Here is a 26,278-nt window from a genome sequence, read left to right on the forward strand (position 1 = left end):
GTCTAGATCCGCAGGCGGCGGGAGGTCAGATAGAGGGGAGCGACAGGGAACAGATTTGGCGGCGGATCGGTGGCGAGACGGCACGCCTGCCGCCGGGAATCATCCGCCGGCAACGACACCGGCGCCGCCAGAGAGACGCTCGCCAGCGGCAAAAAGAGCGCCGGCCCGTCGCCCTGCCAGGGCAGCAAACCGGCATCGGCGGGTTCGTGATCCACGTCGCAGCAGCCTTTCCCGGGCTTGTAATGGGGGCAACCGCCGCCGTGACGACAATGGCCGTGATCGTGACAGCAGCAGCGGTAATGGCGCATCCCGTCCAACTGGCAGGCAAACACCGGATGCTGGGGCGCCAGCAGGCTGGCCAGGAGCAGCAGGACGGTGACGAAGCGGGTGGATGACAAGGTCATGGATTCATTATGCCAGATGGCCCGCGGCGCTTCACGCCGCAGCGTAATGAGCGATCATCCGCACCACCTGTCCCCGCTCATCCAGACGCATGAATTCGGCTGCATGGGCGCCGTCCTGGTTGGCATAGCCGAGCACCAGGCTGGCATCCCCCAAAAACACGTGTTCCAGACGGAAATGCAAGTTGGGATAACGCGCCAGCCCTTCCCGGAAATAGGCGGCCAGCGCCGGCTTGCCGTGGACATCCGCCCGCCCGGTCAGGCGGGCGGCGATCGGGGAGGTAACGTGCACGTCCTCGGCGTAATGGCCCAGGATGCGCACCAGATCGCGGGCGTTCCAGGCGGCGATCCAGTCATGGGCGAAAGCGGTGGCGGTTTCAGGGGTGAGCGTCATGGGTGTGCTTCCTGCCTGTCCACCAGGCGGCCAGAACGGCGACCAAAGCCAGACCGTAGGCCGTCCATTCGTAATGGGACCAGCGCCGCGGGGTCTTCAGGTCTGACAGCCAGGTCTGCCAGTCGCCGCTGAGATGATAGCGCCAGGCTAGTCCCGCCGTCAGCGCCAGCAGCGCCAAGGCCCATCCCAGCGCCGCCCAGGGGAAAGGCACCCGAGCGTGGCCGTGATCCTGGGCATGGTTGGGCTGACCGCAGGCTTCGTGATTGGCCAGACAGGCCGACACCGTTTCCGGCGTCGCCAGCTCGAACTCCAGGGTGGAATGGCCGATGTGGTAACGTTCCTCCAGCCGCCGTTTGAGCCGCTGCTTGATCGCCTCGATGCGGGAAGCGTCGTCGGGATCGATGACCACGTGGGCCTCCAGGGAGCGGCGGTGCTCGTCGATTTCCCACACGTGGACGTGATGCACGCCGCAGACGCCTTCCACGCTCTCCAGGGTATGGATCAGCTCCGCCAAGTTGATGTCGGCCGGAGTGCTCTGCATCAGGATACGGATGGTGTGTTTCATCTCCACCCAGCCGTGGCGCAGCACGTAAGCGGCGATCAGCACGGTACAGACGGGATCCGCCAGATGCCAGCCGTAGCGGATGACGAGGGTGCCGGCGACGATCACCGCCACCGAGCCCAGCGCGTCGGCGACGTTGTGCAGAAAAGCGGCGCGGATGTTGGCGCTGTGCTTGGAACCCGCATAGGTGAGCAGGGCCGTGGCCACATCCACCACCAGGGCGAAGGCGCCCACGTACACCACCGTCCATCCCTCAATGGGCTGGGGATTGACGAAGCGCAGCAGCGCCTCGTAGATCAGATACAGGCCGATGAGCAGCAACGTGGTCAGATTGATGAGCGCCCCGATCAGCTCGGCGCGCTGATAACCGAAGGTGCGCCACTGGTCCGCCGGCCGCTTGGCGATCCACCGCGCCACCAGCGCCACCGCCAGGGAACCGGCGTCCGCCAGGTTGTGCAGGGCGTCGGCCACCAGCGCCAGGCTGCCGGAGAGGATCCCCCCCACCATCTGCACCACCGTGAGCAACACGTTGACCAGCAGCGCCCAGATCAGGCGGGTTTCGTGGACGTCGCCGTGGTGGTGATGGTGATGATGCGCCATGGCCGTCTCAAAGCAAGATCAGCCGATCACTTTACCACCGCCGGACAAACCCGCAAACTGCCGATTACAGCCACCCGAAGCGGCATCCGCCGCGACTACCGGGATGGGACGGCACGATAGCCGGCCGGATTCAGCCGGTAACGTTTGAGCTTGTGATAGACCGCCCGGGGGGTCAGCCCCATGGCGGCGGCGATCGCCTTGACGTCGCCCTGGTGGTTGCGCAGGGCGGTTTCCAGATAGCTTCTCTCGGCCTGTTCCAGCACCCGGGCGCGGATTTTGGACCAGTCTTCGCTCTCCGGGGCGACAAGCGCACCGAATTCCACTTCCGTCAGCTCCTCATCCTCGCAGAACAGAAAGGCGCGCTCCAGCACGTTCTCCAGCTCGCGCACGTTGCCCGGCCAGGGGTGGCTTCGCAGCCGGGCCATCGCCTCCCGGTTCACCCGGGGCTGGGGACGACCATACTTGTGCGCCAGACGTTGCAGGATCAGGTTCACCAGCGCCGGCAGGTCTTCCGGGCGCTGGCGCAGCGGCGGGATTTCGAGCCGGACCACGTGGATACGGTAGTAGAGGTCCTCGCGGAAGCGGCCCTCCTCCACCAGCCGGGCCAGATCCCGGTTGCAGGCGGCCAGCACGCGGGTGTCCACCTGCAGGGTGCTGCGGCCGCCGACGCGCTCGATCTCGCCTTCCTGCAGGGCACGCAGCAGGCCCACCTGGGCGGCGGGGGACAAAGCGTCGATCTCGTCGAGAAACAGGGTGCCGCCGTCGGCGCGCTCCAACACCCCGCGGTGCACGTCCACCGCACCGGTGAAGGCGCCTTTCTCATGACCGAACAGGGTGCTCTCCAGCAAACTCTCGGGAATCGCCCCGCAGTTGACGGCCACGAACGGCTGGCCGGCGCGGGGGCTGAGGGCGTGGACGGCGCGGGCCACCAGCTCCTTGCCCACACCGGTTTCCCCCTGGATCAGCACGGGGGCGTCCGTGGGCGCGACCCGGTGGATCAGACGCAGCACCCGGCGCATGGACGGGGATTCGGCGACGATGAAGGGCGGCTTGCCGGCTTTTCCCCGGCGGCGGGAGTGCCGCAGCCACAGTTTATGGAGCTGGTTGTCGATGCGGGACTGCAGGGTGCCGATTTCCTCCTGCTCGCGCCGGCGCTGCTCCGGCGGCAGATATTCGGTGCCCGGCACCTCGGCGGCCAGGCGGCGGTCGAGGTGGATCTCCACCTGGCAGTGACCGTGATCGCGGGCGATGCAGCGGGGAATGTGCACCTTGGCGTAGCCGAAGTTGCGGGCGGCGATGCCACCGAAGACGCTGGAAGTCATGCGGCACAGATCGGGAAAGTTCTGCACCCCATCGCCGAAGGGACAGCGGGTGTTGTGGACCCGCAGGCAGGCGGCATCGCTGGAGTCGAGGGAGAAGCGCCCGCCGATGCGGTTCTTGAGACCGAGGATCAGGTCCACGTAACGCGACCGGTCGAGGGGACCGTCGATCCCATGGTCGTTGCGGTACGCTTCCTCGAAGAAGCGGCCGGCGCTGTGGGCGATGCGTTCGATGTATTCCGTCTTGGGGCCGCCCTCCTGCTCGCAGGCGTGGAGCAGTTCCAGGACGAAAGTCTGGAGGAAGAACACCGGGTCGAGCTGGGTGAAGGAGGGACGGTCGGGCATGGATGTGAAATCAATTTTCGTTGGTTTGAAATCTGATTTCAAATCATAGCCCTGCAACGTCGCTGAATCAAACCTTTAGCTGGCATCAGAATCTGGCATGGTGGTTGCTCTATTGTCTTTGCATAACAACGATTCAAACCGACTTCCCGGAGGCAACCATGAACGACTACGCAGACCGTCCCCCTCTCGATCCCCATCCTTTGAGCGATTACGTCGCCTGGGCCGGGCGTCGCAACCGCGACCCCATCCTGGCGACGCTGAAGAGCCTGTTGCCGGCCGACAGCGGCGAGGTGTTGGAGCTGGCCAGCGGCAGCGGGATGCACATCAACTACTTCGCGCCCCATTTCCCCCATCTGACCTTCCAGCCCTCGGACCGCAACGATGAAACCTTCGACCACATCCGCAAACTGCGCGACGAGCAGGGAAACCGGAACGTGCGCGATCCGATCGTGCTCGACCTGATGGCGCCGGACACCTGGCCCCGGGAAGGCAGCTACCGGGCCATGTTCTGCATCAACGTGTTCCAGGTGGCACCGGTGAGCATCGCCGAGGGCATGATGGCCTGCGCCGCCTCGCTGCTCGATGAAGCGGGCTTTTTCATGGTTTACGGCCCCTTCAGCGTGGACGGGCGCTTCACCACCCCCTCCAATGAGGAATTCCATTGGATGCTGCGCTCGGCCGGAGTCCCGGAATGGGGCCTCAAGGATGTGGCCGACCTGCGCCTGGCCGCGGAAGCCCAGGGATTGCGGCTGGCGGAGCAGCTCGACATGCCCGCCAACAATTTCTCCCTGATCTTCCGGCGGGCATGAAGCCGGCTGCCGTGGTGGTGGGCGTCGGCCCGGTCCAGGGACTGGGAGCCGCCCTCGCCTACCGTTTCGCCCAGGCGGGGCTGACGGTGTTCCCGGTCGGCCGTACCGAGGCCCGGGTGCGCCGGGTGGCCGGGGACATCGAACAGCTCGGCGGCCGCGCCAAGGCGCTGGTCGCAGACGCCACCGTGCCTGAACAGGTGGAGACACTGTTCACCCAAATTGCGGATCTCGGATACGTCCCGGAGCTGGTGACCTGCACCGTGGATCTCAACCTGAAGGCTCCGCTGCTGGAGACGGCGCCGGAGGACTTCGAGGCCCTGTGGCGGGCCAACTGCTTCGCCGCCTATCTGGTGGCCCGGGAGGCGCTGCGCCGGATGCTGCCGAGGCGGCGGGGCACCCTGATTCTGACCGGCGCCAGCGCCTCGCTGCGGGCGCGTCCGCCCTTCACCGCTTTCGCCGCCGCCAAGTTCGCCCTCCGGGCCCTGGCCCAGGGGCTGGCGCGGGAATACGGCCCCCGGGGCATCCACGTGGCCCACGTGATCATCGATGGCGTCCTGGACGGCGAGCGGGCCCGGCGGCGGTTTCCGGAACTGGTGGCGGTCAAGGGTGATTCCGGCCTGACCCGCCCGGAATCGGTGGCCGAGCTCTACTGGCAGCTGCACTGCCAGCCCGCCGATGCCTGGACCCATGAACTGGACCTGAGACCGGCGACGGAGCATTTCTGACATGAGCGAAACCATCGACTGGTACCTGGAAGGCGAATACCTGGAAAGCTGCAACTGCACCACCGTCTGCCCCTGCATCTGGCTGCAGCCCCCCAGCGAGGGAGAATGCAAGCTGCTGGTGGGCTGGCACATCCGCAAGGGCCGTTACGGAGCCACCGACCTGGCGGACCGCAACGTCGCCCTCGCCTGCTATGCCGACGGCCCCATGCACGAGGGCGGCTGGCAGGTGGCGCTGTACCTGGACCAGCGCGTCGATGCCGACCAGTGGCTGGCGCTGGAAAAGATCTTCGGCGGCCAGGCAGGCGGCCAGCCCGCCCTGCTGATGGGGCTGGTGGACAAGGTGCTGGGCATCCACCTGGCCGACATCCGCATCGACGGCGAGGGCCGGCGCCGCCGCCTGACGGTGGCCGGGGTGGCCGAAACCGAGATCGAGGCGCTCGAAGGCATCCGCGGCGGTCCGCCCACCATCGACAACCCGCCCCTGTGCGTGGTATCCAGCCATCCGTCGGTGGTGGCCCGTTCGCAACGCTATCGTTACGAAGATGCCCACTTCAGCTGGCAGTTCTCGGGGCGCAACGCCTTCTATTCCCCCTTCATCTACCGGCCATGAATGGGTCATTCATCCAGACCGCAGGGCTCTGGCTGGCGGCCATGGCGCTGATGATGCCACCGATGGCGCTGCCGACCCTGACCCTGCTGCGGCGCGCCTGCCGCAGTCCGGCGCTGGCCTGGGGATTCGCCGGGGGTTATGCTGGCGTTTGCCTGGGCTTCGGCCTGCTGCTGGCAGGGGTACAACCGGCATTGCGTTCGGCGGGCTGGCCGCAGCCAGCGGCGGCGATCCTGCTGCTGACCTCCGGGCTGTATCAGTTTTCCGCCTGGAAGGCGGCCTGTCTGCAGCGCTGCCGCTCCCCCCTGAGGCAGCTGCTGGCGCTGCGGCAACCCGGCTGGCAGGGCGGCCTGGAACTGGGGTGGCGGTATGGCGCCCATTGCCTCGGCTGCTGCTGGGCGCTGATGCTGACGATGCTGGGGGCGGGAATGATGACGCCGGCGGCCATGCTGGCCATCACCCTGCTGCTGGCCGGCGAGCGGCTGCTGGCTTTCGATCCCCGAACTGTGGCCCACGCCAACGGCATCCTTCTGGTAATCTGGGCGCTGTTGACGGGAACACCCCCCTAGAGGAGAACCCCATGATGAAACGCATACTGACACTGGCCAGTCTGGCGCTGCTGATCGCCACGACGGCGTGGGCGGCCGGCATGCCCCAACGGGACGTGCTGCTGGCCCGCCCCGTGACCCTGCCGGACACCCATATCGTCACCCGGGTGATCCGGGTCACCTTCCCGCCCGGATTCCGCACCCCGGAGCACATTCACAAGGGCCCCGGGCCCCGTTATGTGCTCTCGGGAGAAATCCGCATCATCGACAAGGAAGGCACCAAAATCTACCGCCAGGGACAGGTGTTCTGGGAAACCGGCAAGCCGATGGTGGCGGAAAACGCCGCCGGCGAGACGGTTCTGTTGATCTTCGAGATGGCGCCCGAAAAGCAGGCAGAATCCACGCCGCGCCGTCGCAAGATCGTCATCCGACCACAACGATAACTCACCAGAGGAGAACCGACATGAGCAAGATCGTCGAAGAAGTCCTGAAAGCCAACGAACAGTATGCCGCCCCCTTCGACAAGGGCGACCTGCCGATGCCGCCGGCGCGGCACTTCGCCATTCTCACCTGCATGGACGCCCGCCTCGACCCGGCCAAGTACGCCGGCCTGTCCGAGGGCGATGCCCACGTGATCCGCAACGCCGGCGGACGGGCCAGCGACGACGCCATCCGCTCCCTGGTGATCTCCTACAAGCTGCTGGGCACCCGGGAATGGTTCGTAATCCATCACACCGACTGCGGCATGGAGACTTTCACCGACCAGATCATGGAGAACCTGCTCGCCAGCAGCCTCAAGACCGCCCAGCTGACCGAGGAGGGCTGGAAGGACGTGGGCGAAGGCCCCGGCTCGCCCTGGGGCAAGTACATCCGCTGGCTCACCATCGAAAACCAGAAACAGAGCGTGGTCGATGACGTGGTGCGGATCAAGTCCCACCCGTTGGTGCCGGCGGAAATTCCGGTCTACGGTTACATCTACGACTGCAAGACCGGACGCCTGATCGAAGTGCCCGAAGCCACCGAGGCCGGCCGGGCCCGGTAAGCCGCAAGGCACCATAAGACGGAAAAGGCCGGGAAACACCCGGCCTTTTTCCTTTCCGCCGCCGGTTGTCGCAAAATGACCGGGTTTTCACCCAACCGCGAGATGCCAATGCTGGACTGGCAACACGAACTTCTGGTCCATGAGATCCCCATCCGGCTGGCGGCCTTCACGGCGGTGCTGACCCTGATGGCCCTGTGGGAAACCCTGGCCCCGAGGCGGCACTGGCATCATCCCCGTCCGCTGCGCTGGCTTAACAATCTGGGACTGGCGCTGCTCAACAATCTGCTGGCGCGGGCGCTGTTTCCGATGGCGGCGGTGGGGGTGGCCGCCTTCACCGAACGTCACGGCTGGGGGATGCTCGCCCTGACGTCCCTGCCGGCCTGGGGGCGGGTGATCCTGTCCGTGGTGGCGCTGGACCTGGTCATCTACCTGCAGCACGTGATGTTCCACGCCCTGCCGACACTGTGGCGCCTGCACCGGGTCCATCATGCCGACGTGGATTTCGACGTCACCACCGGCATCCGCTTCCATCCGCTGGAAATCCTGCTGTCGCTGGGAATCAAAGCGGCAGCCGTCCTGCTGCTGGGAGCGCCGGTGGCGGCGGTGATCGTATTCGAGGTGCTGCTCAACGCCACCGCGATGTTCAATCACGGCAACGTCCGCCTGCCCCGGAAGCTGGACCGGATACTGCGCTGGTGGGTGGTCACCCCGGACATGCACCGCGTCCACCATTCGGTGGCCGATGACGAGGCCAACTGCAACTTCGGCTTCAACCTCCCCTGGTGGGACCGGCTGCTGGGCACCTACCGCGACCAGCCCCGCCGCGGTCACGAGGTCATGACCCTCGGGATCCACGGCATCCGCCGCCGGCGCCATATCCTGTGGCTGCCGGGGATGCTGCTGTTGCCTTTCAACGCGCCGGTGGGTGGCTATGTCATCAACCGCCGGGCTGGGAACCCGTCCGGACGGCGGAAACTCAAGGCAGATATTTGATGGCGGCCACCACCAGACCGCCGACGGTGAGGGTGAGGGCGAAGGACCAGCGCATGAAGCGATCGATACGCTCGGTCAGTCGTTCGAAGCGGGTATCGATCTGGGCGAAACGCTTCTGGCTGTACTCGATTATCTGCTCGAAGCGCTTGTCCATTTGCTCGAAACGTTTGTTCGTGTCCTCACGCATCTCTTCGAAGCGCTTGTCCATCAGGCGGAACCCTTGCTCCATCAGCTCCCGCTGGTGCTTGAGTTCTTCCTCCACGCGGACGATTCGATCCCGCAATTCCAGATCGTAACGGACCGTTCCGGCCGGAAGGCGGGCATCCACTTCCTCGCGGATCAGGCGGCGAAGCTGTTCGAGGTCTTCCTAGGCAAAGGGCATGGCAGGCCAAATATCAGGTTAAATGCTTGAGGTTGAAAGTATATCAGAACCAAAATCCATCCGGCGTTCGGGATTTCTCCTCCAGACAGGATGTCCGCACCGCTGGTTTTCAAGATGCCACTGCGCTATGATTCAGGCATCCGGAACCAAGATCCAGTACGGTGATTTCAAGGACGCTGTTCTATCTGCTGTTGGTTTGCTCCGCCCTCCTGGCCTGGGCCGGAGAGGGGGAGCGCCCTGTGGCCGCGTCCGCCGAAATCGCCGCCACCCGCCCGGTCAGCGTGACCGCAGCAATCCAAGAACCTGCCGGACACTGCCCTCACCACTGTCAGCGCTGCCGCACGGGCCTGTCCACCTGCGGCTGCGGGGTCGCGGCATTGCCGGTAAAAGCAGGCTTCGTCATCACCGACGGGGTCGAATCCCTACCCGGGATCGATTCCTTCCCGGCGTTCCCCGGTCACACCACCCCGCCCCCCGGCAAACCACCCCGAACCCTCGCTTGACAACGACACCGGCCCTGCGCCGGTGACAAGCCGGTTCGCGCCTGCGAACCCCGATTTCGTTCCCCAAGCGAGGAAACCGCATGAAACCCCATTGGTGGCTCGGCCTGATACTGATCTTCGGTATCGCCCGGGCCGACACGACCGACGCGCTGAGCCTGGAACAGGCCCTGGCACAGGCAGAGCGCCGCAATCCGTCCCTGGCGGCGATCCGCGCCCGCTATGAGGCGCTCAGGGCGGTACCGGACCAGGCCGGTTCCCTGCCGGATCCGGAGATCAGCCTCAACGCCCTGAACCTGCCGGTCGATACCTTCGACATCCCCCAGGAGGCCATGACCCAGTTGCAGCTGGGAATCAGCCAGAAATTCCCCTTCCCCGGCAAACTGAAACTCAAGGCCGAGGCGGCCGAATGGGAGGCCCGGGCCGCCGGCGACGACGTGGAGGAATGGCGGCTGCGCCTGCGGCGCGACGTGGAAAGCCTGTGGTGGCGGCTGTTCTATCTCGACCGCGCCCTGGAAATCATTTCCCTCAACCAGGATCTGCTGCGCCAGTTCGTCGAGATCGCCCAGACCAAATACAAAGTGGGACAGGGACTGCAGCAGGATGTGCTGCTGGCCCAGCTGGAACTGTCGCGGCTGCTCGACCGGGAACTGCAACTGCAGGGGCTGCGGGCGCAGGAAGCAGCCCGGATCAACGCCCTCATCGACCGCCCGGCTAATTCCCCGGTGCAACTACCCCCCAGCGCTCCCCGGCAGCTGCCGGAAGCGGCCGCGGAAGCCCGGCTGTTCACTTTGGCGGAGCACACCCGCCCCCTGTTGGCGCGGGTGCGCAAACAGATCAAAGCCGCCAAGACCCGGGTCGCGCTCGCCAAGAAAGACTTCCTCCCGGATTTCAAACTGGGGGCCACCCACGGTTTCCGCAGCGGCCGAAATCCGGACGGCTCCAGCCGTACCGATTTTCTGAGCCTGAGGCTGAGCATGAGCGTGCCGCTGTATTTCGCCACCAAGCAGGCCAGGGCGGTGGACCAGCGCCAGAGCGAACTGATCCGCGAGCGGTTCCAGTGGCAGGACACCTGGAACCGGGTCCGCGCCGTAATCTCGGCGGCCCTGGCCGATTACCGCCGCGCCCGCGACCAGGTGGCGCTGTTCGACCGGGGCATCATCCCCCAAGCCCGCCAGACGGTGGCCTCGATGCTGGCCGGCTATCAGGTGGGCAAGGTGGATTTCCTCAATCTGGTCAGTGCCCAAATCACGCTCTACAACTACGAGATCCAGTACTGGAAGACCCTGGCCGAAGCACGCCAGGCGCTGGCGGATCTGGAAGCCGCCGTCGGCAAACCTGTCACAAGCCAAGAAGGAGACAAATGATGCCGTGGAAATGGATCGCGATCGTGCTGATCGCCTTGAGCGTGGGGCTGGGTTCCGGCTACCGGCTGGCTTCCCGCCAACCCGAAACGGCAACGTCCGTCAGCGCCGGAGGCTGTGAGCCCATGTTCTACCGCCACCCCATGAACCCGGCCATTACCTCCAAGACCCCCGCCAAGGATGAGATGGGCATGGACTACATTCCCGTCTATCCGCCCGGCTGTCCCGGTGCTGCGGCCGAAGCCAGCGGCCCGCCGGGCACCGTCGTCATCGACCCCACCGTGGTCCAGACCATTGGCGTACGCACCGCCAAGGTGGTCCGCCGCGACTTCTCCCACCCCATCCACACCGTCGGCCGGGTCAGCTACGACGAAGACCTGCTCGCCCGCCTCCATCCCAAGACCGAGGGCTGGATCGAAAAACTCTACGTCAGTGACACCGGCGCCTTCGTCGCCCGCGACGCCATGCTCCTGAGCCTCTATTCCCCGCAACTGGTGGCCAGCGAACAGGAATATCTGCTGGCCTTAAAGAGCCTGCGGCTGCTGAAAGACAGCCCCTTCAAGGACATCAGTCGCGGGGCCCGTCAACTGGTGAAAAGCGCCCGCGAGCGGCTGGAGCTGCTGGACGTGCCCGAGCACCAGATCCTCGAACTGGAGCGAAGCGGCCGGATCATGAAAAGCCTCCACATCCATTCGCCTTTCGACGGCTACGTGGTCCACATAGGGGTGCGCGAGGGCCAGTACGTCACCCCCCAGACCGAGCTGTATCTGATCGCGGATCTGAGCAAGGTCTGGGTCTATGCCGACATCTACGAATACGAACTGCCCTGGGTGCGGGTGGGCGATCCGGCGGAGATCACCCTGACCGCCGTCCCCGGACGGGTGTTCCACGGGCAGGTGGTCTACGTCTACCCTTACGCCGATCCCAAGACCCGCACCATCAAGGTTCGCCTTGAGTTCGACAATCCCGACCTGACTCTGAAGCCGGAACTGTTCGCCAACGCCACCCTCCACACCCGCCCCAAAACCGGCGTGCTGGCCATCTCCAGCGAGGCGGTGGTGCGCACCGGCCTCAGGGATCATGTCTTCGTGGTCAAGGGTCCGGGCCGGTTCGAACCGCGCATCGTCGAGCTGGGCGTTCCCGCCGACGGCTGGGTCGAGGTCCTGGCGGGGCTTTCCGAGGGCGAGGAGGTGGTGGTCTCCAGCCAGTTCCTGATCGACTCCGAATCCAGACTGCAGGAGGCGCTGTCCAAGTTCACCGAGCCGGCGCGGCAGAAGATGGAGAAGATGCCGGGAATGAAGGGCATGGACGGCATGCAGCATGGAGGCAGCCATGATTGAGAAAATCATTTCCCTCTCCCTGCGCGAGCGCTTCCTGGTGCTGCTGGCAACCGGGCTTCTCCTGGGGGCCGGGATTTGGGCGCTCAGGACCATCCTCCTGGACGCCATCCCCGACCTTTCCGACGTCCAGGTGATCATCTTCACCGAGTATCCGGGCCAGGCGCCCCAGATGGTGGATGACCAGGTCACCTATCCCCTGACCACGGCGATGCTGGCAGTGCCCAAAGCCAAGGTGGTGCGCGGCTATTCCTTCTTCGGCTACTCCTTCGTCTACATCATCTTCGAGGACGGCACCGATCTGTACTGGGCCCGCTCGCGAGTACTGGAATATCTCAACTATGCCAGCAAGCGACTGCCCCCGGGCGTGACGCCCTCCCTGGGGCCGGACGCCACCGGGGTCGGGTGGATCTACGAGTACGCCCTGGTGGACAAAAGCGGCAAACACGATCTGGCAGACCTCCGCTCGCTCCAGGACTGGACCCTGCGCTATCCCCTCCAGACCGTCCCCGGGGTGTCCGAGGTGGCCTCCATCGGCGGCCACGTCAAGCAGTACCAGGTGGAGGTCGATCCCAACGCCCTGTTGGCTTATCGTCTACCCCTGGCCAAGGTCAAACAGGCCATTGCCCGCTCCAACAACGACGTCGGCGGCAGGCTGATCGAGATGTCCGAGACCGAGTACATGGTGCGCGGCCTGGGTTACATCAAGACCCTGGATGATCTGAAAAGCGTCCCGGTGGGGGTGGACGAGAACGGCACCCCGATCCGCCTCAAGGATGTGGCCGACGTCCATCTCGGGCCGGAGCTGCGGCGGGGACTGGCGGAGCTGAACGGCGAGGGGGAGGTGGCCGGCGGCATCGTGGTGATACGCTTCGGCGAGAACGCTCTGGAGACCATCCGCAAGGTGCGGGAAAAGCTCGAGGAACTCAAAGCTGCCCTGCCGGAGGGGGTGGAGATCGTGCCGGTGTACGACCGTGGCGATCTGATCGAGCGGGCGGTGGCCACCCTCGAAACCGCGGTGGGCCAGCAGCTGGTCATCGTTAGCCTGGTCATCGGCCTGTTCCTGCTCCACGCCCGCTCCACCCTGGTGGCGGCCATCAGTCTGCCCCTGGGCGTCCTGGGGGCGTTCGTGCTGATGCGCTGGCAGGGGATCAGCGCCAACATCATGTCCCTGGGGGGAATCGCCGTGGCCATCGGCGACATGGTGGACGGCGCCATCGTCATGGTGGAAAACGCCCACAAGCATCTGGAACGGGCCGAACGGGAAAAGGGCGCGCCCCTGGCCGCCGCCGAGCGCTGGCAGGCGATCGGAGCGGCAGCGCGCGAGGTGGGGCCGGCGTTGTTCTTTTCCCTGCTGGTGATCATGGTGGCGTTTCTGCCGATCCTGGCGCTCCAGGCCCAGGAGGGGCGGCTGTTCCGACCGCTGGCCTTCACCAAGTCCTACGCCATGCTGGCGGCGGCGGTCCTGACCGTGACGGTGGTGCCGGTGCTGCTCGGCTATTTCGTCCGCGGCCGCATTCTGCCGGAGGCGCAAAACCCGGTGGCCCGCGCGCTCCATGCTCTCCACCGGCCGCTGCTGCGCGGGGCGATGCGCTGGCGGGACCTCACCCTGGCGCTGCTCGCTCTGGTGCTGGCCTCCACCCTGTATCCCTTCTCCCGGCTGGGGAGCGAGTTCATGCCGCCTTTGGACGAGGGGGACATTCTCTACATGCCCACCACCTTCCCCGGCATTTCCATCACCAAGGCCCGTGAACTCCTGCAGCAGACCGACAAGATCCTCAAAACCTTTCCCGAAGTCCATCACGTCTTCGGCAAGGTGGGGCGGGCCGAAACCGCCACCGATCCGGCCCCCCTGTCGATGATCGAGACCACGGTCAGGCTCCAACCCCGGGACCAATGGCCCGATCCGGCCAAGACTACCCGGGAGCTGATGGCGGAGATGGACAGGGCGATCCGCTTTCCCGGCCTGGCCAACGCCTGGACCATGCCGATCAAAACCCGTATCGACATGCTTTCGACCGGGATCAAGACACCGGTCGGCATCAAAGTATCCGGCCCGGATCTGAACGAACTGCAGCGGCTTTCCGAGGCCATCGAGCAGGCCATGAAGACGATGCCGGAGACCCTGTCGGCCTTCGGCGACCGGGCCGTGGGCGGCTACTACGTGGATTTCGACATCGACCGCTTCGAGGCGGCCCGCTACGGCCTTACCGTCGGCGACGTCCAGGACGTGATCCAGAGCGCCATCGGCGGCATGAACATCACCTGGACCGTGGAGGGACTGGAGCGCTATCCGGTCAACTTGCGCTACCCCAGAGCCTTCCGCGACAACCTGGAGATACTCAAGCGGGTGCTGATTCCCACTCCCACCGGCGCCCAGATCCCGCTGTCCCAGGTGGCGGACCTGAAACTGCGGCGCGGCCCGCCGTCGATCAAGAGCGAGGACTCGCGTCCCAACGCCTGGATCTACGTGGACATCAAGACCTCGGACATCGGCGGGTTCGTGGCCAAGGCCAAACGGGTGCTGGCCGAACAGGTCAAAATCCCCCCGGGCTATACGGTGAGTTGGTCGGGCCAGTTCGAGTACATGGAGCGGGCCGCCAAAAGGCTTAGGGTCATCATTCCGGTCACCCTGGGGCTGATCTTCCTGCTGCTTTATTTCACCTTCGGCAACTTCATCGAACCGCTGCTGGTGATGCTGACCGTTCCCGTCGGTCTGGTGGGCGGCATCTGGCTGTGCTGGGGGTACGACTTCAACCTGTCGGTGGCGGTGGTGGCGGGTTTCATCGCCCTGGCCGGAACCGCCGCCGAAACCGGTGCGGTCCTGCTCAAATACATCGACGTGGAGGTGGAATCCCGCCGCCGGGCCAAGGGAGCGCCCCTGGATCGGGAGGAAATCCTGGCGGCGGTGGAGGAGGCTACGTCGCTCCGGGTGCGGCCGGTGGTCATGACCGCCGTCACCACCATTCTGGGACTGGCGCCAATCTTCTGGAGCACCGGCACCGGAAGCGACGTGGCCCGCCCCATCGCCGTGCCGGTCTTCGGCGGCATGACCACGGTCATGATCGCCACCCTGCTGGTGTTTCCGGTGCTCTACAGCCTGGTGTTGCAGTGGCAGGAACGGCGTCAGAGGGAAGCGACGACGCCCTGAGGAACGCTGGGCGGATCAGGGAAGCGGGGGCAGGGTCCATTCATTCAATCAGGAGAAGCGGCAGAAGATGAAAAACGAAATCTCTACAAGCACCGCCGGCCAGGCCACCGGTCTGTTCCTGGCGCTCAGCTACACCCTCTGCGTCATTTGCTGTTTGATATTTCCCGAACACCGGCTTTACTTGAGCTGGCAGAAGTGGCTGCCGGGGTTTTCCTGGCTGAGCTGGCCGTCATTCTTCCTCGGGCTGGTGGAAAGCTACGCCTACGGCTGGTACTTCGCCCTCGTCTGGGTGCCGCTCTACAACTTCTTTTTGAAGGCACCGTGGTCAAAACGGACGCCAATCCAGGCAGCACTGCCAGGCTGCACCTGCAGGACAGTCTGTCAATGCCCGGCCCATCCGGACGTGGTTTCCGACAGGCCGGGTTACTGCCCGGAATGCGCCCGCCCCCTGGAGCCGACCACCGAATACCGGCCGGGGGTGGAATACACCTGCCCCATGCACCCGGAGGTGCGCCAGTTGGAACCGGAGCCGTGTCCCAAATGCGGCATGGCCCTGGAGCCGCGGCCGGTGGCCGGTGCCGCCGAAGCGGAAAATCCAGAGCTGGTGGAAATGTCACGGCGTTTCCGGATCGGCCTGATCCTGGGGCTGCCGGTGGTGGTGCTGGCCATGCTTCACGATTTGGCTCCAGGGGCGCTGCCGGAGGTCCTGACCCCACGCAGGCTCCAGTGGCTGGAACTGATCCTGGCCACCCCAGTGGTCTGGTGGGCGGGCTGGCCCTTCTTCGTCCGCGGCTGGGCCTCCGTCGTGCGGCGCCGGCTCAACATGTTCACCCTGATCGCCCTCGGTATCGGCGTGGCCTGGACCTACAGCACCGTGGCGGTGCTGTTTCCCGGCCTGTTTCCGGCCACCCTGCGCACCGCCGAAGGGCTGGTGCCGGTCTATTTCGAAGCCGCCGTGGCCATCACTGTGCTGGTGCTGCTGGGTCAGGTGCTGGAACTGAAGGCTCGCAGTCAAACCAGCGCCGCGATCAAAATGCTCCTGGGCCTGGCCCCGCCCATCGCCCACCGCGTGACGGAGGCGGGTAAGGTGAGCGACGTTCCCCTCGACCAAGTACGGGTCGGGGACATCCTTCAGGTCCGCCCCGGTGAAAAGATCCCGGTGGACGGGGTGGTCATCGAAGGCTCGAGCCACGTGGACGAGTCCATGCTTACCGGCGAGCCGATGCCGGTGGCGAAGAAACCCGGTGACAAGGTGGTGGGCGGCACCGTCAACGGCACCGGCAGCCTCTTGATCGAGGCCCGCAAGGTGGGTGCCGACACCCTGCTCGCCCGCATCGTCCGCCAGGTCCAGGAGGCCCAGCGCAGCCGGGCACCGATCCAGCGCCTGGCCGACACCGTCGCCGCCTGGTTCGTTCCGGCCGTGGTCATCGTCGCCGTTTTGACCTTCGTCGCCTGGAACCTGTGGGGGCCGGAGCCGCGCCTGGCCCACGCGGTCATCAACGCGGTGGCGGTTTTGATCATCGCCAGCCCCTGCGCCCTGGGGCTGGCCACCCCGATGTCGATCATGGTGGGGGTCGGCCGCGGCGCCCTGGAAGGAATCCTGATCAAGGACGCCCGCGCCGTCGTCGAGGAGGCCAGAAGGCGCAAGCTGAAACCCGAACCGGTCGAAGACTTCCACTCCCTCACCGGCCGCGGGGTCACCGGCAGGGTGGCCGGTCACCAGCTTGCGGTGGGGAGCCAGAGGCTTTTGACAGAACTGGGCATCGATCCTGGCAGGCTGACGGAAACAGCCCGCCGGCTGCGCGCCGAGGGCCAGACGGTCCTGTTCGTCGCCATCGACAATCGTCCCGCCGGCCTCCTCGGCGTCGCCGATCCGATCAAAGCCACCACCCCCGAGGCGCTGGAAATCCTCAAGAAAGAGGGCATAGAGGTGATCATGGCCACCGGCGACAGCCGCGCCACCGCCGAAGCCGTGGCCAAAAGGCTCGGCATCGATCGCTTCTACGCCGAGGTGCTGCCGGAGGACAAGACCGGGATCGTCAAACAGCTCCAGGCCGAAGGCCGGGTCGTCGCCATGGCCGGCGACGGCATCAACGACGCCCCGGCCCTGACGGCCACCGACGTGGGCATCGCCATGGGCACCGGCACCGACATCGCCATGGAAAGCGCCGACATCACCCTGGTCAAGGGCGATCTGCGCGGCATCGCCAAGGCGCGGCGGCTGTCGCGGGCAGTGATGGGCAACATCCGCCAGAACCTGTTTTTCGCCTTCATCTACAACGCCCTGGGCGTGCCGGTGGCGGCCGGGGTGCTGTATCCGTTCTTCGGCATCCTGCTCTCTCCCATCATCGCCGCCGCGGCCATGAGCTTCAGCTCGGTGTCGGTGGTGCTCAACGCCCTGCGGCTGAGGTGGGTCCGGTTGTGATCGGATCACCGTCGTCTTGTTCCCACCTCCAGGCGATGCTAAGCTTCCCGGACGCAATCTTGACCGGCCCGTAAATTGAACCTGCTGCGCCTTCACGTCACCCTGTTTTTCTGCCTGCTGCAGGTGTTCGCGCCCCTGCTGCACGCCCACGTGGGGGCGGAGGCTTCGCCGACGGTGGTTCACCTGCCCGGCCTCGAGCATATCGCTACTTACGGACAGTCGGCCGCCCCGGCCGAAGGGGTGCTGGTGTGCGCTGCTAAAGGCGTATGCCCAAGAACAGTGGTCTTCCCCTCCGAATCGGCTGTCGTCCTCGGCAGGCGCCCCTCCCATCCTCCACCGATCCGCACGAACCCGCTGCCCATCCGGAGACTAAGCCTCTATTCCATCTTCCATCCGCCTTCCCCCCCGAGTCGCGCCCCGCCCACACGGGCGTCCTGATACCCTTGCGGCTTTCCGGCCCGCTTTGCCGGAAGCGATTCAACTTCCCGACAGGTAAGAACCGTGCGCAAACTGTGTCACTGGCTGTTTTGCGCCTGTCTGCTGGTCCAGGCGGCCGGCGGACGGGCCCAGGAGGATCTGCTGGTCCCCCACCGGGACGAACTCCATTACGATTCCGAACTGACCTTGGCCCAGGTGGTGGAAACCGCCCTGGCCAACTTCCCCCGCAGCCGTCTGGCGGCCGCCTTCCGCGAGGAGGCGCGGGCCTGGCGGCGGCGCGCTGGCGGGATTCTGGCAGGCCCCGTGATGTTCGGCACCACCTACAGCGGCGACCAGGTGGGCGAGGACAGCGGCGCCTGGGAAATCGACAATGACCTCACCTTCATGCTGTGGAAGTGGGGCCAGCGCAGCGCCGCCCGCGAGGTGGCAGACCACGCCGCCAAACACGCCGCTTCCTACCGGCGGGCCCTGGCGCTGCAGGTGGCGGGGCTGGTGCGCAAAGCCCTGTGGGACCTGCGCCTCAAGCGCAGCGCCTACGAAACCGCGCGCCAGCTGCTGGCGGTGGACGAGAAACTGGTGGGGGCCGTGCGCAAACGGGTCGAGGCCGGTGATCTGGCCCGCGCCGATCTGTTGCTGGCCCAGACCGAGCTGCTCAACCGCCGGGCCGAGGCCATGACCGCCGAGGCCGAATGGATGCACGCCCGCCGCCGTTATCTGAATCTGGTGCGCCTGGACCGGGTGCCCCAGAACTTCCGGGAAACCCGGGCGCCTGTCACCGCCATTCCGGCCGACCACCCCCTGCTGGCCGCCGCCGGCGCCCGCATCGCCGAACTCAAGGCCAAGGTGCGCTGGACCCGCTTTGAGTCCGACACCGGCAACCAGCAGGTCTATCTCACCGTGGGCGGCACCCACGCCAAGGCGGCACGGGGCGGCCCCACCACCCACGGACTGATGGCCAACCTCACGATCCCCTTCGGTGGCGGCCGCTATCAGGCCCCCAACGTCGCCGCCGAAGCCATCACCCTGGCGGAGGCGGAAAGCCAGCGGGGCGAGCTGCAGCGACGCCTGGAGCGGGACCTGCACGAAGCCGAACACGCGCTCCAAGTGGACCGGCTCCAGCTGGAAGCCGCCGAATCCCGCCACCGGCTGGCCCGGGAGCACCTGCAGCTGGCCCGCCAGGCCTTCGCCGCCGGGGAGATGGACCTGCTCGACCTGCTGCGCATTCAGAAACTGGCCCAGGAGGCCCTGCGCGACGCCCGCCAATGGCGCCTCCGCCGGGACCGCGCTATCGCCCGTTACAACCAGGTCGTGGGAGTCTTGCCATGCGACGCTTGCTGATTCCATTGCTGTTTCTGACCACCGCGGCATTCGCCGAGGAAGTGCACCTCTCCACCGACCAATGGCAGCGTCTGGGCCTGAAAGTCGCCTCCGTGCGCAAGGCGGAACGGGTGCCCCTGGGCCGGGTGCCGGCGCAGGTGACGGTGCCGCCGGAGAACGACCGCCTCGTCACCGCCCCCCTGGGCGGGCGGATCGTGGCAGTGACGGTGGACCGGGGCGATGCAGTACGGGCCGGCCAGGTGCTGGCGGTCCTGGAGAGTCCAGAACTGCTTCAGCACCAGCAGCACCTGCTGGATGCCTGGCACGAGCTCAAGGTGGCCCAGTCCCGCCGGCAGCGGGAAAAACCGCTCTACGCGGCCGGCGTCATTCCCAAAAGCCGTTGGCAGGAGACGGAGAAACGCTGGCAGCTGGCCCGCACCGCCTACCGTCAGGCGCGTCTCGAACTGGAAGTGATGGGGCTGACGACCGCCGCCATCGACCGCCTGCTGTCCGGCGGCCGCCTCGACAGCCGCCTGCAACTGCGCGCCCCGGCGGCGGCGGTGGTGCGTGAACGCCGCGTCAAGGTGGGACAGCGGGTTACCCGTGCCGATCCCCTGCTGCATCTGATCGTTCCCGATCCCCTGTGGCTGGAACTGGCGGTGCCGGTGACCCTGGCCGACCGCCTCGGCGGGCAGATCGAGGTGGAGATCCCCGGGCGCGGCGCCCACGGTCAGGTGATCCGCATCGGCACCCTGGTGGACCCGGCCAACCAGACCATCCCGGTACGGGCGCTGCTCGACCGCCCCGCGGATCTGCGACCGGGGCGCAGGCTCGAAGCGCGCCTGACGGCCCCGGCCCACGGCGCGGTGAAACTGCCGCGGGCCGCGGTGATCGAACATCAGAGCCGCCATTTCGTCTTCGTCCGCACCCCCCAAGGCTTCGAGGTGCGGCCGGTGACGCCGCTGTGGCTGGGGACCGAGACGGCCTATGTGAAGGCGGGGCTGCGTCCCGGCGAGGAGGTGGCGGTGCGCGCCACCGCCGCCCTCAAGGCCGCCTGGCTCGGCGTCGGGGAGGAGGAATGACGTGGCTGCCTTGATCCGCTTCGCCCTCACCCAGCGCCTGCTGATGCTGCTGGCCGCCGTGGTGCTCGCCGGCCTGGGCTGGAACGCCGCCCGCCGCCTCCCCATCGACGCCTTCCCCGACGTCTCCGTGCCCCAGGTCAAGGTGATCGTCAAGGCCCCGGGGATGACCCCGGAGGAAGTGGAGTCCCGCATCACCCTGCCCCTGGAAATGGAGCTTCTGGGGATTCCCCACCAGAGGATGCTGCGTTCCATCGCCAAGTACGCCCTCACCGATATCACTATCGACTTCGAGGAGGGCACCGACGTCTATTGGGCCCGCCAGCAGGTGGCCGAGCGCCTCGGCAACGTCTGGGGCGACCTGCCGGCGGGGGTCCAGGGCGGCATCGCCCCCCTGACCACGCCGCTGGGGGAGATGTTCATGTTCACCCTCGACGGCGAATCCCTGAGCCTGATGGAACGGCGCCGCCTGCTCGACTGGGTCATCCGCCCGGCCCTGCGCACGGTGCCGGGGGTCGCCGATGTCAACGTCCTCGGCGGCTACGTGCGCAGCTTCGAGGTCAAACCCGATCCCGCCAAACTGGCCGCCGCCGGCATCACCCTGGACCGGCTGGCCGCCGCCCTGGCAAGCAACAACCGCAACGACGGCGCCGGGCGCCTGGAAACCGGGGAGGAATCCCTGATCGTCCGCAGCCGCGGCCGCATCCAGACCCTGGAGGACGTGCGCCGCATCGTGGTGGCCGAACGCGGCGGGGCGCCGGTACGCGTCGGTGACGTGGCCGAGGTCCGCATCGGCGCCCTGACCCGCTACGGCGCCCTGAGTGCCGATGGCGAGGGCGAGACGGTCGAGGGCCTGGTGCTGAGCCTGCGGGGCGCCAACGCCGGCCAGGTGGTGGAAGCGGTGCGGGCCAAGCTTGAGCAGCTGGAGGCCGGCCTGCCGCCGGGGGTGCGCATCCGGGTGCTGTACGACCGCGGCAAGCTGGTGGACCGCGCGGTGCACACCGTCACCAAGGCGCTGGTGGAGGCGGTGGTGCTGGTGCTGATCCTGCTGGTGCTGTTCCTCGGCGATCTGCGCGCCGCTCTCACCGTGGCCCTGATCCTGCCCCTGGCGGCGCTGTTCACCTTTCTGCTGATGCGCTTCTTCGGCCTCTCTGCCAACCTCATGAGCCTGGGCGGGCTGGCGATCGCCATCGGGATGCTGGTGGACGCCGCCGTGGTGGTGGTGGAGAACATCGCCACCCAGCTGGGGGATGAAACCCGCACCGCGCGCCTGCCGCGCCTGCACCTCATCTACCGGGCGGTGCGGGAGGTGGCCGCGCCCGTCACCGCCGGCATTCTCATCATCGTCATCGTCTTTTTGCCGCTGCTGACCCTGCAGGGGCTGGAAGGCAAACTGTTCACGCCGGTGGCCCTGACCATCGTCTTCGCCCTCAGCGGCTCCTTGCTCCTGTCGCTGACGGTGATCCCGGTGCTGGCCTCCTATCTGCTCAAGGCGCTGCCCCACCGGGAACCGTGGCTGCCGCGCTGGCTTCACCAGCGCTACCGCCCCATCCTGCACTGGAGCCTGGCCCATCCCCGCTGGGTGCTGGGGGGCGCGGCGGCGGCCCTGCTGGTGGCAGTCGGCCTGTATCTGCAGCTGGGCAAGACCTTCATGCCGGTCATGGACGAAGGCGACATCGTCATCCAGACCGAAAAGCTACCCTCCATCAATCTGACCGAAAGCGTGCGCCTGGACCTGGCGATCCAGAAGGCGCTGTGGGAACAGGTGCCCGAGGTCGAGCGCGTGGTCAGCCGGGTCGGTTCCGACGAGATCGGCCTCGACCCCATGGGGCTCAACGAAACCGACCACTTCCTGGTGCTCAAGCCGCGGGCGGAATGGAGCGTGCCCGACAAGGCGGCCCTGATCGACAAACTGCGCGGGGTGATGGAGCAGTTCCCCGGCATCGCCTACGGCTTCACCCAGCCGATCCAGATGCGGGTGACGGAGATGCTCACCGGGGTGCGGGGGGACGTGGCCATCAAGCTGTTCGGGGATGACCTGCAGCGGCTCAACCGCACCGCCGAGCGCATCGTCGAAGTGGTCAGCCGGGTGCCGGGGGCGGTGGACGTGATGACCCGGCGCAACGAGGGGATGCGGTTCCTGGAGGTGGCCATCGACCGCAGCGCCGCCGGCCGTTTCGGCCTCGACGCCGACACCCTGGCCCGCCTGCTACGGAGCCAGATCGAGGGGCTGCGCCTGGGAGTGGTGCAGGAGGGCATCCAGCGCACCCCGCTGCTGCTGCGGGGCCCCGGCGATCCCGAGCGCCTCCGCGCCCTGACCGTGGCGCTGCCCGACGGCCGCACGGTGCCCCTGACTGAAGTGGCCCGCCTCGAACCCCGGGAGGGGGTGGTGGCGGTGGAGCGGGAACGGGGGCTGCGCTATGCGGTGGTGCGCGCCAACGTCAAAGGCCGGGATCTGGTAGGCTTCGTGGAGGAAGCCAAACGCCGCGTCGCCGAGGAAATCGAGCTGCCCACCGGTTATTTCCTCGAGTGGGGCGGCCAGTTCGAGAACCAGCAGCGCGCCGCCCGCCGCCTGGCACTGGTGGTGCCGGCGGCCATCGGCCTGATCTTCCTGCTGCTGTTTTCCACCTTCGCCTCGGTGCGTCAGGCGCTGCTGGTGCTGGGAAACATCCCCCTGGCCCTGATCGGCGGTGTGGTGGGACTGTGGATGTCGGGGGAATACCTGTCGGTGCCGGCCTCGGTGGGTTTCATCGCCCTGCTGGGGATCGCGGTGCTCAACGGGGTGGTGCTGGTGACCCATTTCAACCAGCTCAGGGCGCTGGGCAAGCCGCTGGAGACGGTGGTGGTGCAGGGGGCGATGCGGCGGCTGCGGCCGGTGCTGATGACCGCCAGCATCGCCGCCTTGGGGCTGGTACCGCTGCTGTTCGCCACCGGCCCCGGTTCGGAGATCCAGCGCCCCCTGGCGATCGTGGTTATCGGCGGCCTGGTATCGTCCACCGCCCTGACCCTGATCGTGCTGCCGATTCTGTACCGGCGGTTTGGGGATGCATGAACCAGGAGGCGGGTATGGCCCTTCGGGGACGCCGTGAATCCTTCCCTGGAGGCTTGAACGCGGCCGTCCGGGCCGCGTACACCCCGAAGGGCCACACCTGCCTCCTCATCCATTCCAACGAGAGGTTTTTTTGATGAGCGAGCTATACCAATTGACGCTGGTGGCCGACCCAGGCCTGGAAGAGCCGGTGGTGGATTGGCTGCTGGAACACGAACCCCGCTATGGCTTCACCAGCAGCCACCTTTTCGGCCACTCCCGCGCCCTGGAAAACCTGAGCCTGGCCGAGCAGGTGGCCGGCCGCAAGCACCAGGTGCGGTTTCAGCTGTGCGTGGACCAGGCGCGCCTTGATGAGCTGCTGGCAGATCTGGCGCGCCATTTCGGTGGCAGCGGAATTCGTTATTGGGTGGTACCGGTGATGCGGGAGGGAGAGGTTTAAGATAACCGCTCAGGCAGCTTGCTGGGGCTGGGCGCGGGGCGCTGGGATGGGCTCTCCGGATTTCCGGCATGCCTCGATCCAGGCTTCCATTGCATCCTGGATTTCCCGCAATGCTGTTTCCGGCGTCTCGCCAAAAGCGGAGCACCCCGGTAAATCGGGAACCACAGCGATATACCCTTGATCCTCCTCGTTCCAAAATATTTCAATCAAATAGCGGCAGGAAGGCATCACTTGGCTCCATACTTTTCTATCATTGCGATTAGCTGACGCGCTTGGTAGACAGGAATATAACCACCACGGTTCTGAAAGTTCAACTGAACTAACTCGCCTCGACGTTTGAACACACGGTGGGAGCCTTTCCCGCCCTCATAGGTAAACCCCAGTATTTCAGCGGCTCGACAGGCATCGGTGAACCGAACCGTTCTTGGATTGCGCCGTATTGCTTCAAGCAATTTTTCCTTTTGTGTCATGCGGAATGCTATATCCGCTCCCGACGCCGCTTGAGACGCTGACGGACAACACTGCGGCGGCGGCGCAGTTCGATGAAGGTCCACACCGGCCCTGAGGCCGCGTAAATCGCAAACGCGAGGAACAGCACCAGCTGGGGCTGGGTGGCGACCACCGCCAGCGCCAGAACGATGGCGATGATGACCACGAAGGGCACCCGGCGGCGGATGTCGAACTCCTTGAAGCTGTAGTAGCGGAAATTGCTGACCATCAGCAGGCCGGCGGCCAGAGTGATGAGCGTCGCCACGTAGCGCATCGCCTCTCCCTGCAGGCCGTAGGTCTCCCCGACCCAGATGAACCCGGTGACGATGGCGGCTCCCGAGGGGCTGGGCAGTCCCTGGAAGTAGCGCTTGTCCTCGACCCCGATCTGGGTGTTGAAGCGCGCCAGCCGCAGCGCGGTGGCGGCGGCATAGACGAAGGCGGCGAACCAGCCGAGCTTGGCCAGGCTCGACAGGGACCACAGGTACATCACCAAGGCCGGCGCCACGCCGAAGGACACCATGTCCGACAGGCTGTCGTATTCAGCGCCGAACGCGGTCTGGGTGTGGGTGAGGCGCGCGACCCGGCCGTCGAGCCCGTCCATGATCATGGCGGCGAAGATGGCCGTCGCCGCCAGTGCAAAATGACCGTTCATGGCCGCGGTGATGCCGTAGAAGCCGCAGAACAGGCAGCCGGTGGTGAACAGGTTCGGCAGCAGGTAGATGCCGCGGCGGCGTTTGCCGGAATGGGAAGCGGCCATAGCCTCTACCACCACTTCATCGGTCGCTCATCCTGCAAGGCGCGGCGGGGACGAACCTGTGGGGACGCGGTACATCCATCCCTGGACGCTCGATATCCGGCCGTCCAGGCCGGGTACGCCCCACAGGTCCGTCCCCGCCACCCAGGCACCGCCACTGCCGCCGCAATCAGTTCTTTTCCTGATCCACCAGCCGGTTGGCCTTGATCCAGGGCATCATCGCCCGCAGCTTCTCGCCTACTGCCTCGATGGGATGCTCCTTGCCCAGCCGGCGTTTAGCCTTGAGGGTGGGACAGCCGGCCTGGTTCTCGAGAATGAATTCCCGGGCGAATTCACCGTTCTGGATTTCCTTGAGGATGCGCTTCATCTCTTCCTTGGTCTGAGCGTTGATGACGCGCGGGCCGCGGGTCAGGTCGCCGTACTCGGCGGTGTTGGAGATGGAGTAGCGCATGTTGGCGATGCCGCCCTCGTACATCAGATCGACGATCAGCTTGAGTTCGTGGAGGCACTCGAAGTAGGCCATCTCCGGGGCGTAACCCGCCTCGGTCAGCACCTCGAAGCCGGCCTGCACCAGGGCGGTGGCGCCGCCGCACAGGACCGCCTGCTCCCCGAACAGGTCGGTTTCGGTTTCCTCGCGGAAACTGGTCTCGATGATGCCGGCCCGTCCCCCGCCGTTGGCGGAGGCGTAGGACAGGGCGATGTCCTTGGCCTGGCCGCTGGCGTCCTGGTACACCGCGATCAGCGTCGGCACCCCGCCGCCCTGGGTATAGGTGGCGCGCACCAGATGACCGGGGCCTTTGGGGGCGATCATGATGACGTCGAGATCGGCGCGCGGCTCGATCAGCTGGAAGTGGATGTTGAAACCGTGAGCGAAGGCCAGCGCCGCCCCCTGCTTGATGTTGGGCTCGATCTGTTCTTTGTACAGCTTGGGCTGGTGCTCGTCCGGCGCCAGCACCATGACCACGTCGGCCCCCTGGACCGCTTCTTCCACCGGCTTGACAGTCAGCCCCGCCTTCTCCGCCTTGGCCCAGGACTGGGAGCCGGGACGCAGGCCGATGGTGACGTCCACCCCGGAATCCTTGAGATTGTTGGCGTGGGCGTGGCCCTGGGAACCGTAACCGATGATGGTGACTTTTTTGGCGCGGATGATGGAAAGATCGGCGTCTTTGTCGTAGTAAACCTGCATGGAAGTCCCCTGTTCGTTGATAG

The 26,278-nt window shown here is 66.2% G+C and carries 25 protein-coding genes; 16 read left to right on the forward strand and 9 right to left on the reverse strand.

The features are described 5' to 3' along the window. Positions 1-2: 2 nt before the first annotated feature. The 4 genes from MCIT9_RS02775 to MCIT9_RS02790 all read right to left on the reverse strand — a co-directional run bounded on the left by MCIT9_RS02775 (position 3) and on the right by MCIT9_RS02790 (position 3,621). Positions 3-404 carry a hypothetical protein gene (locus tag MCIT9_RS02775; RefSeq protein WP_317705904.1) on the reverse strand — a complete coding sequence of 134 codons (402 nt, stop codon included), beginning with the start codon at positions 402-404 and terminating at the stop codon, positions 3-5. A gap of 31 nt (positions 405-435) precedes the next feature. Beyond that, on the reverse strand, positions 436-795 hold the full coding sequence (locus MCIT9_RS02780; RefSeq protein WP_317705905.1) for a nuclear transport factor 2 family protein: 360 nt from the start codon (positions 793-795) through the stop codon (positions 436-438). Beyond that, the gene (locus MCIT9_RS02785) at positions 779-1,957 is read right to left on the reverse strand and encodes a cation diffusion facilitator family transporter (protein ID WP_317705906.1); all 1,179 of its coding nucleotides are present in this window, start codon (positions 1,955-1,957) and stop codon (positions 779-781) included. Before MCIT9_RS02785 ends, MCIT9_RS02780 begins: the two co-directional genes overlap by 17 nt. Before the next feature lie 95 nt (positions 1,958-2,052). Next, positions 2,053-3,621, reverse strand: coding sequence for a sigma 54-interacting transcriptional regulator (locus MCIT9_RS02790; RefSeq protein WP_317705907.1), 1,569 nt, complete (start codon positions 3,619-3,621; stop codon positions 2,053-2,055). A gap of 158 nt (positions 3,622-3,779) precedes the next feature. On the opposite strand from MCIT9_RS02790, the gene MCIT9_RS02795 reads away from it, so the two are divergent. The 7 genes from MCIT9_RS02795 to MCIT9_RS02825 all read left to right on the forward strand — a co-directional run bounded on the left by MCIT9_RS02795 (position 3,780) and on the right by MCIT9_RS02825 (position 8,345). Continuing rightward, the gene (locus MCIT9_RS02795; protein ID WP_317705908.1) at positions 3,780-4,430 is read left to right on the forward strand and encodes a DUF938 domain-containing protein; all 651 of its coding nucleotides are present in this window, start codon (positions 3,780-3,782) and stop codon (positions 4,428-4,430) included. Continuing rightward, on the forward strand, positions 4,427-5,155 hold the full coding sequence (locus MCIT9_RS02800) for an SDR family NAD(P)-dependent oxidoreductase (RefSeq protein ID WP_317705909.1): 729 nt from the start codon (positions 4,427-4,429) through the stop codon (positions 5,153-5,155). Before MCIT9_RS02795 ends, MCIT9_RS02800 begins: the two co-directional genes overlap by 4 nt. A 1-nt stretch (position 5,156) precedes the next feature. Beyond that, positions 5,157-5,765 (forward strand): DUF1326 domain-containing protein, encoded by a 609-nt coding sequence (locus MCIT9_RS02805; RefSeq protein ID WP_317705910.1) that lies wholly within the window; start codon positions 5,157-5,159, stop codon positions 5,763-5,765. Next, complete coding sequence (locus MCIT9_RS02810) at positions 5,762-6,331, forward strand: DUF2182 domain-containing protein (protein ID WP_317705911.1); 570 nt, start codon at positions 5,762-5,764, stop codon at positions 6,329-6,331. Before MCIT9_RS02805 ends, MCIT9_RS02810 begins: the two co-directional genes overlap by 4 nt. An 11-nt stretch (positions 6,332-6,342) precedes the next feature. Next, positions 6,343-6,753, forward strand: a complete 411-nt coding sequence (locus MCIT9_RS02815) for a cupin domain-containing protein (RefSeq protein WP_317705912.1) — start codon at positions 6,343-6,345, stop codon at positions 6,751-6,753. Positions 6,754-6,773: 20 nt separating this feature from the next. Beyond that, a complete protein-coding gene (locus tag MCIT9_RS02820) occupies positions 6,774-7,352 on the forward strand; it encodes a beta-class carbonic anhydrase (protein WP_317705913.1) in 579 nt (192 codons plus the stop codon). 108 nt (positions 7,353-7,460) lie between these two features. Then, positions 7,461-8,345 (forward strand): sterol desaturase family protein, encoded by an 885-nt coding sequence (locus MCIT9_RS02825; RefSeq protein WP_317705914.1) that lies wholly within the window; start codon positions 7,461-7,463, stop codon positions 8,343-8,345. Here the strand turns inward: MCIT9_RS02825 and MCIT9_RS02830 are convergent. After that, positions 8,329-8,673 (reverse strand): hypothetical protein, encoded by a 345-nt coding sequence (locus MCIT9_RS02830; RefSeq protein WP_317705915.1) that lies wholly within the window; start codon positions 8,671-8,673, stop codon positions 8,329-8,331. The two genes, MCIT9_RS02825 and MCIT9_RS02830, sit on opposite strands and share 17 nt — an antisense overlap. A 215-nt stretch (positions 8,674-8,888) precedes the next feature. Here MCIT9_RS02830 and MCIT9_RS02835 point away from each other — a divergent pair, with 215 nt between their 5' ends. The 9 genes from MCIT9_RS02835 to MCIT9_RS02875 all read left to right on the forward strand — a co-directional run bounded on the left by MCIT9_RS02835 (position 8,889) and on the right by MCIT9_RS02875 (position 23,826). After that, on the forward strand, positions 8,889-9,230 hold the full coding sequence (locus tag MCIT9_RS02835) for a hypothetical protein (protein WP_317705916.1): 342 nt from the start codon (positions 8,889-8,891) through the stop codon (positions 9,228-9,230). Positions 9,231-9,310: 80 nt separating this feature from the next. Then, complete coding sequence (locus tag MCIT9_RS02840; RefSeq protein ID WP_317705917.1) at positions 9,311-10,594, forward strand: TolC family protein; 1,284 nt, start codon at positions 9,311-9,313, stop codon at positions 10,592-10,594. Next, a complete protein-coding gene (locus MCIT9_RS02845; RefSeq protein ID WP_317705918.1) occupies positions 10,594-11,931 on the forward strand; it encodes an efflux RND transporter periplasmic adaptor subunit in 1,338 nt (445 codons plus the stop codon). The genes MCIT9_RS02840 and MCIT9_RS02845 overlap by 1 nt, the downstream gene beginning before the upstream one ends. Beyond that, on the forward strand, positions 11,924-15,079 hold the full coding sequence (locus MCIT9_RS02850; protein ID WP_317705919.1) for an efflux RND transporter permease subunit: 3,156 nt from the start codon (positions 11,924-11,926) through the stop codon (positions 15,077-15,079). The genes MCIT9_RS02845 and MCIT9_RS02850 overlap by 8 nt, the downstream gene beginning before the upstream one ends. 67 nt (positions 15,080-15,146) lie before the next feature. Continuing rightward, positions 15,147-17,504 (forward strand): HAD-IC family P-type ATPase, encoded by a 2,358-nt coding sequence (locus MCIT9_RS02855; RefSeq protein ID WP_317705920.1) that lies wholly within the window; start codon positions 15,147-15,149, stop codon positions 17,502-17,504. A gap of 501 nt (positions 17,505-18,005) precedes the next feature. Then, positions 18,006-19,280: a TolC family protein gene (locus MCIT9_RS02860; RefSeq protein ID WP_317705921.1), complete on the forward strand. Its 1,275-nt coding sequence runs from the start codon at positions 18,006-18,008 to the stop codon at positions 19,278-19,280. Further along, positions 19,265-20,341: an efflux RND transporter periplasmic adaptor subunit gene (locus tag MCIT9_RS02865; RefSeq protein WP_317705922.1), complete on the forward strand. Its 1,077-nt coding sequence runs from the start codon at positions 19,265-19,267 to the stop codon at positions 20,339-20,341. The genes MCIT9_RS02860 and MCIT9_RS02865 overlap by 16 nt, the downstream gene beginning before the upstream one ends. Before the next feature lies 1 nt (position 20,342). After that, positions 20,343-23,390: an efflux RND transporter permease subunit gene (locus MCIT9_RS02870; protein WP_317705923.1), complete on the forward strand. Its 3,048-nt coding sequence runs from the start codon at positions 20,343-20,345 to the stop codon at positions 23,388-23,390. A 133-nt stretch (positions 23,391-23,523) separates the two neighbouring features. Beyond that, a complete protein-coding gene (locus MCIT9_RS02875; protein ID WP_317705924.1) occupies positions 23,524-23,826 on the forward strand; it encodes a DUF3240 family protein in 303 nt (100 codons plus the stop codon). A gap of 9 nt (positions 23,827-23,835) precedes the next feature. Here the strand turns inward: MCIT9_RS02875 and MCIT9_RS02880 are convergent, their stop codons facing one another. From MCIT9_RS02880 to ilvC, 4 genes are all read right to left on the reverse strand, one after another. Continuing rightward, a complete protein-coding gene (locus MCIT9_RS02880; RefSeq protein ID WP_317705925.1) occupies positions 23,836-24,054 on the reverse strand; it encodes a type II toxin-antitoxin system HicB family antitoxin in 219 nt (72 codons plus the stop codon). Next, a complete protein-coding gene (locus MCIT9_RS02885) occupies positions 24,054-24,296 on the reverse strand; it encodes a type II toxin-antitoxin system HicA family toxin (RefSeq protein ID WP_317705926.1) in 243 nt (80 codons plus the stop codon). The genes MCIT9_RS02880 and MCIT9_RS02885 overlap by 1 nt, the downstream gene beginning before the upstream one ends. A gap of 8 nt (positions 24,297-24,304) precedes the next feature. Beyond that, a complete protein-coding gene (gene pssA, locus MCIT9_RS02890) occupies positions 24,305-25,072 on the reverse strand; it encodes a CDP-diacylglycerol--serine O-phosphatidyltransferase (RefSeq protein WP_317705927.1) in 768 nt (255 codons plus the stop codon). Between the two features lie 166 nt (positions 25,073-25,238). Continuing rightward, a complete protein-coding gene (gene ilvC, locus MCIT9_RS02895; protein WP_317705928.1) occupies positions 25,239-26,255 on the reverse strand; it encodes a ketol-acid reductoisomerase in 1,017 nt (338 codons plus the stop codon). Positions 26,256-26,278 lie beyond the last annotated feature (23 nt).

It is taken from the genome of Methylomarinovum caldicuralii, from assembly GCF_033126985.1.
Lineage (GTDB): Bacteria > Pseudomonadota > Gammaproteobacteria > Methylococcales > Methylothermaceae > Methylohalobius > Methylohalobius caldicuralii.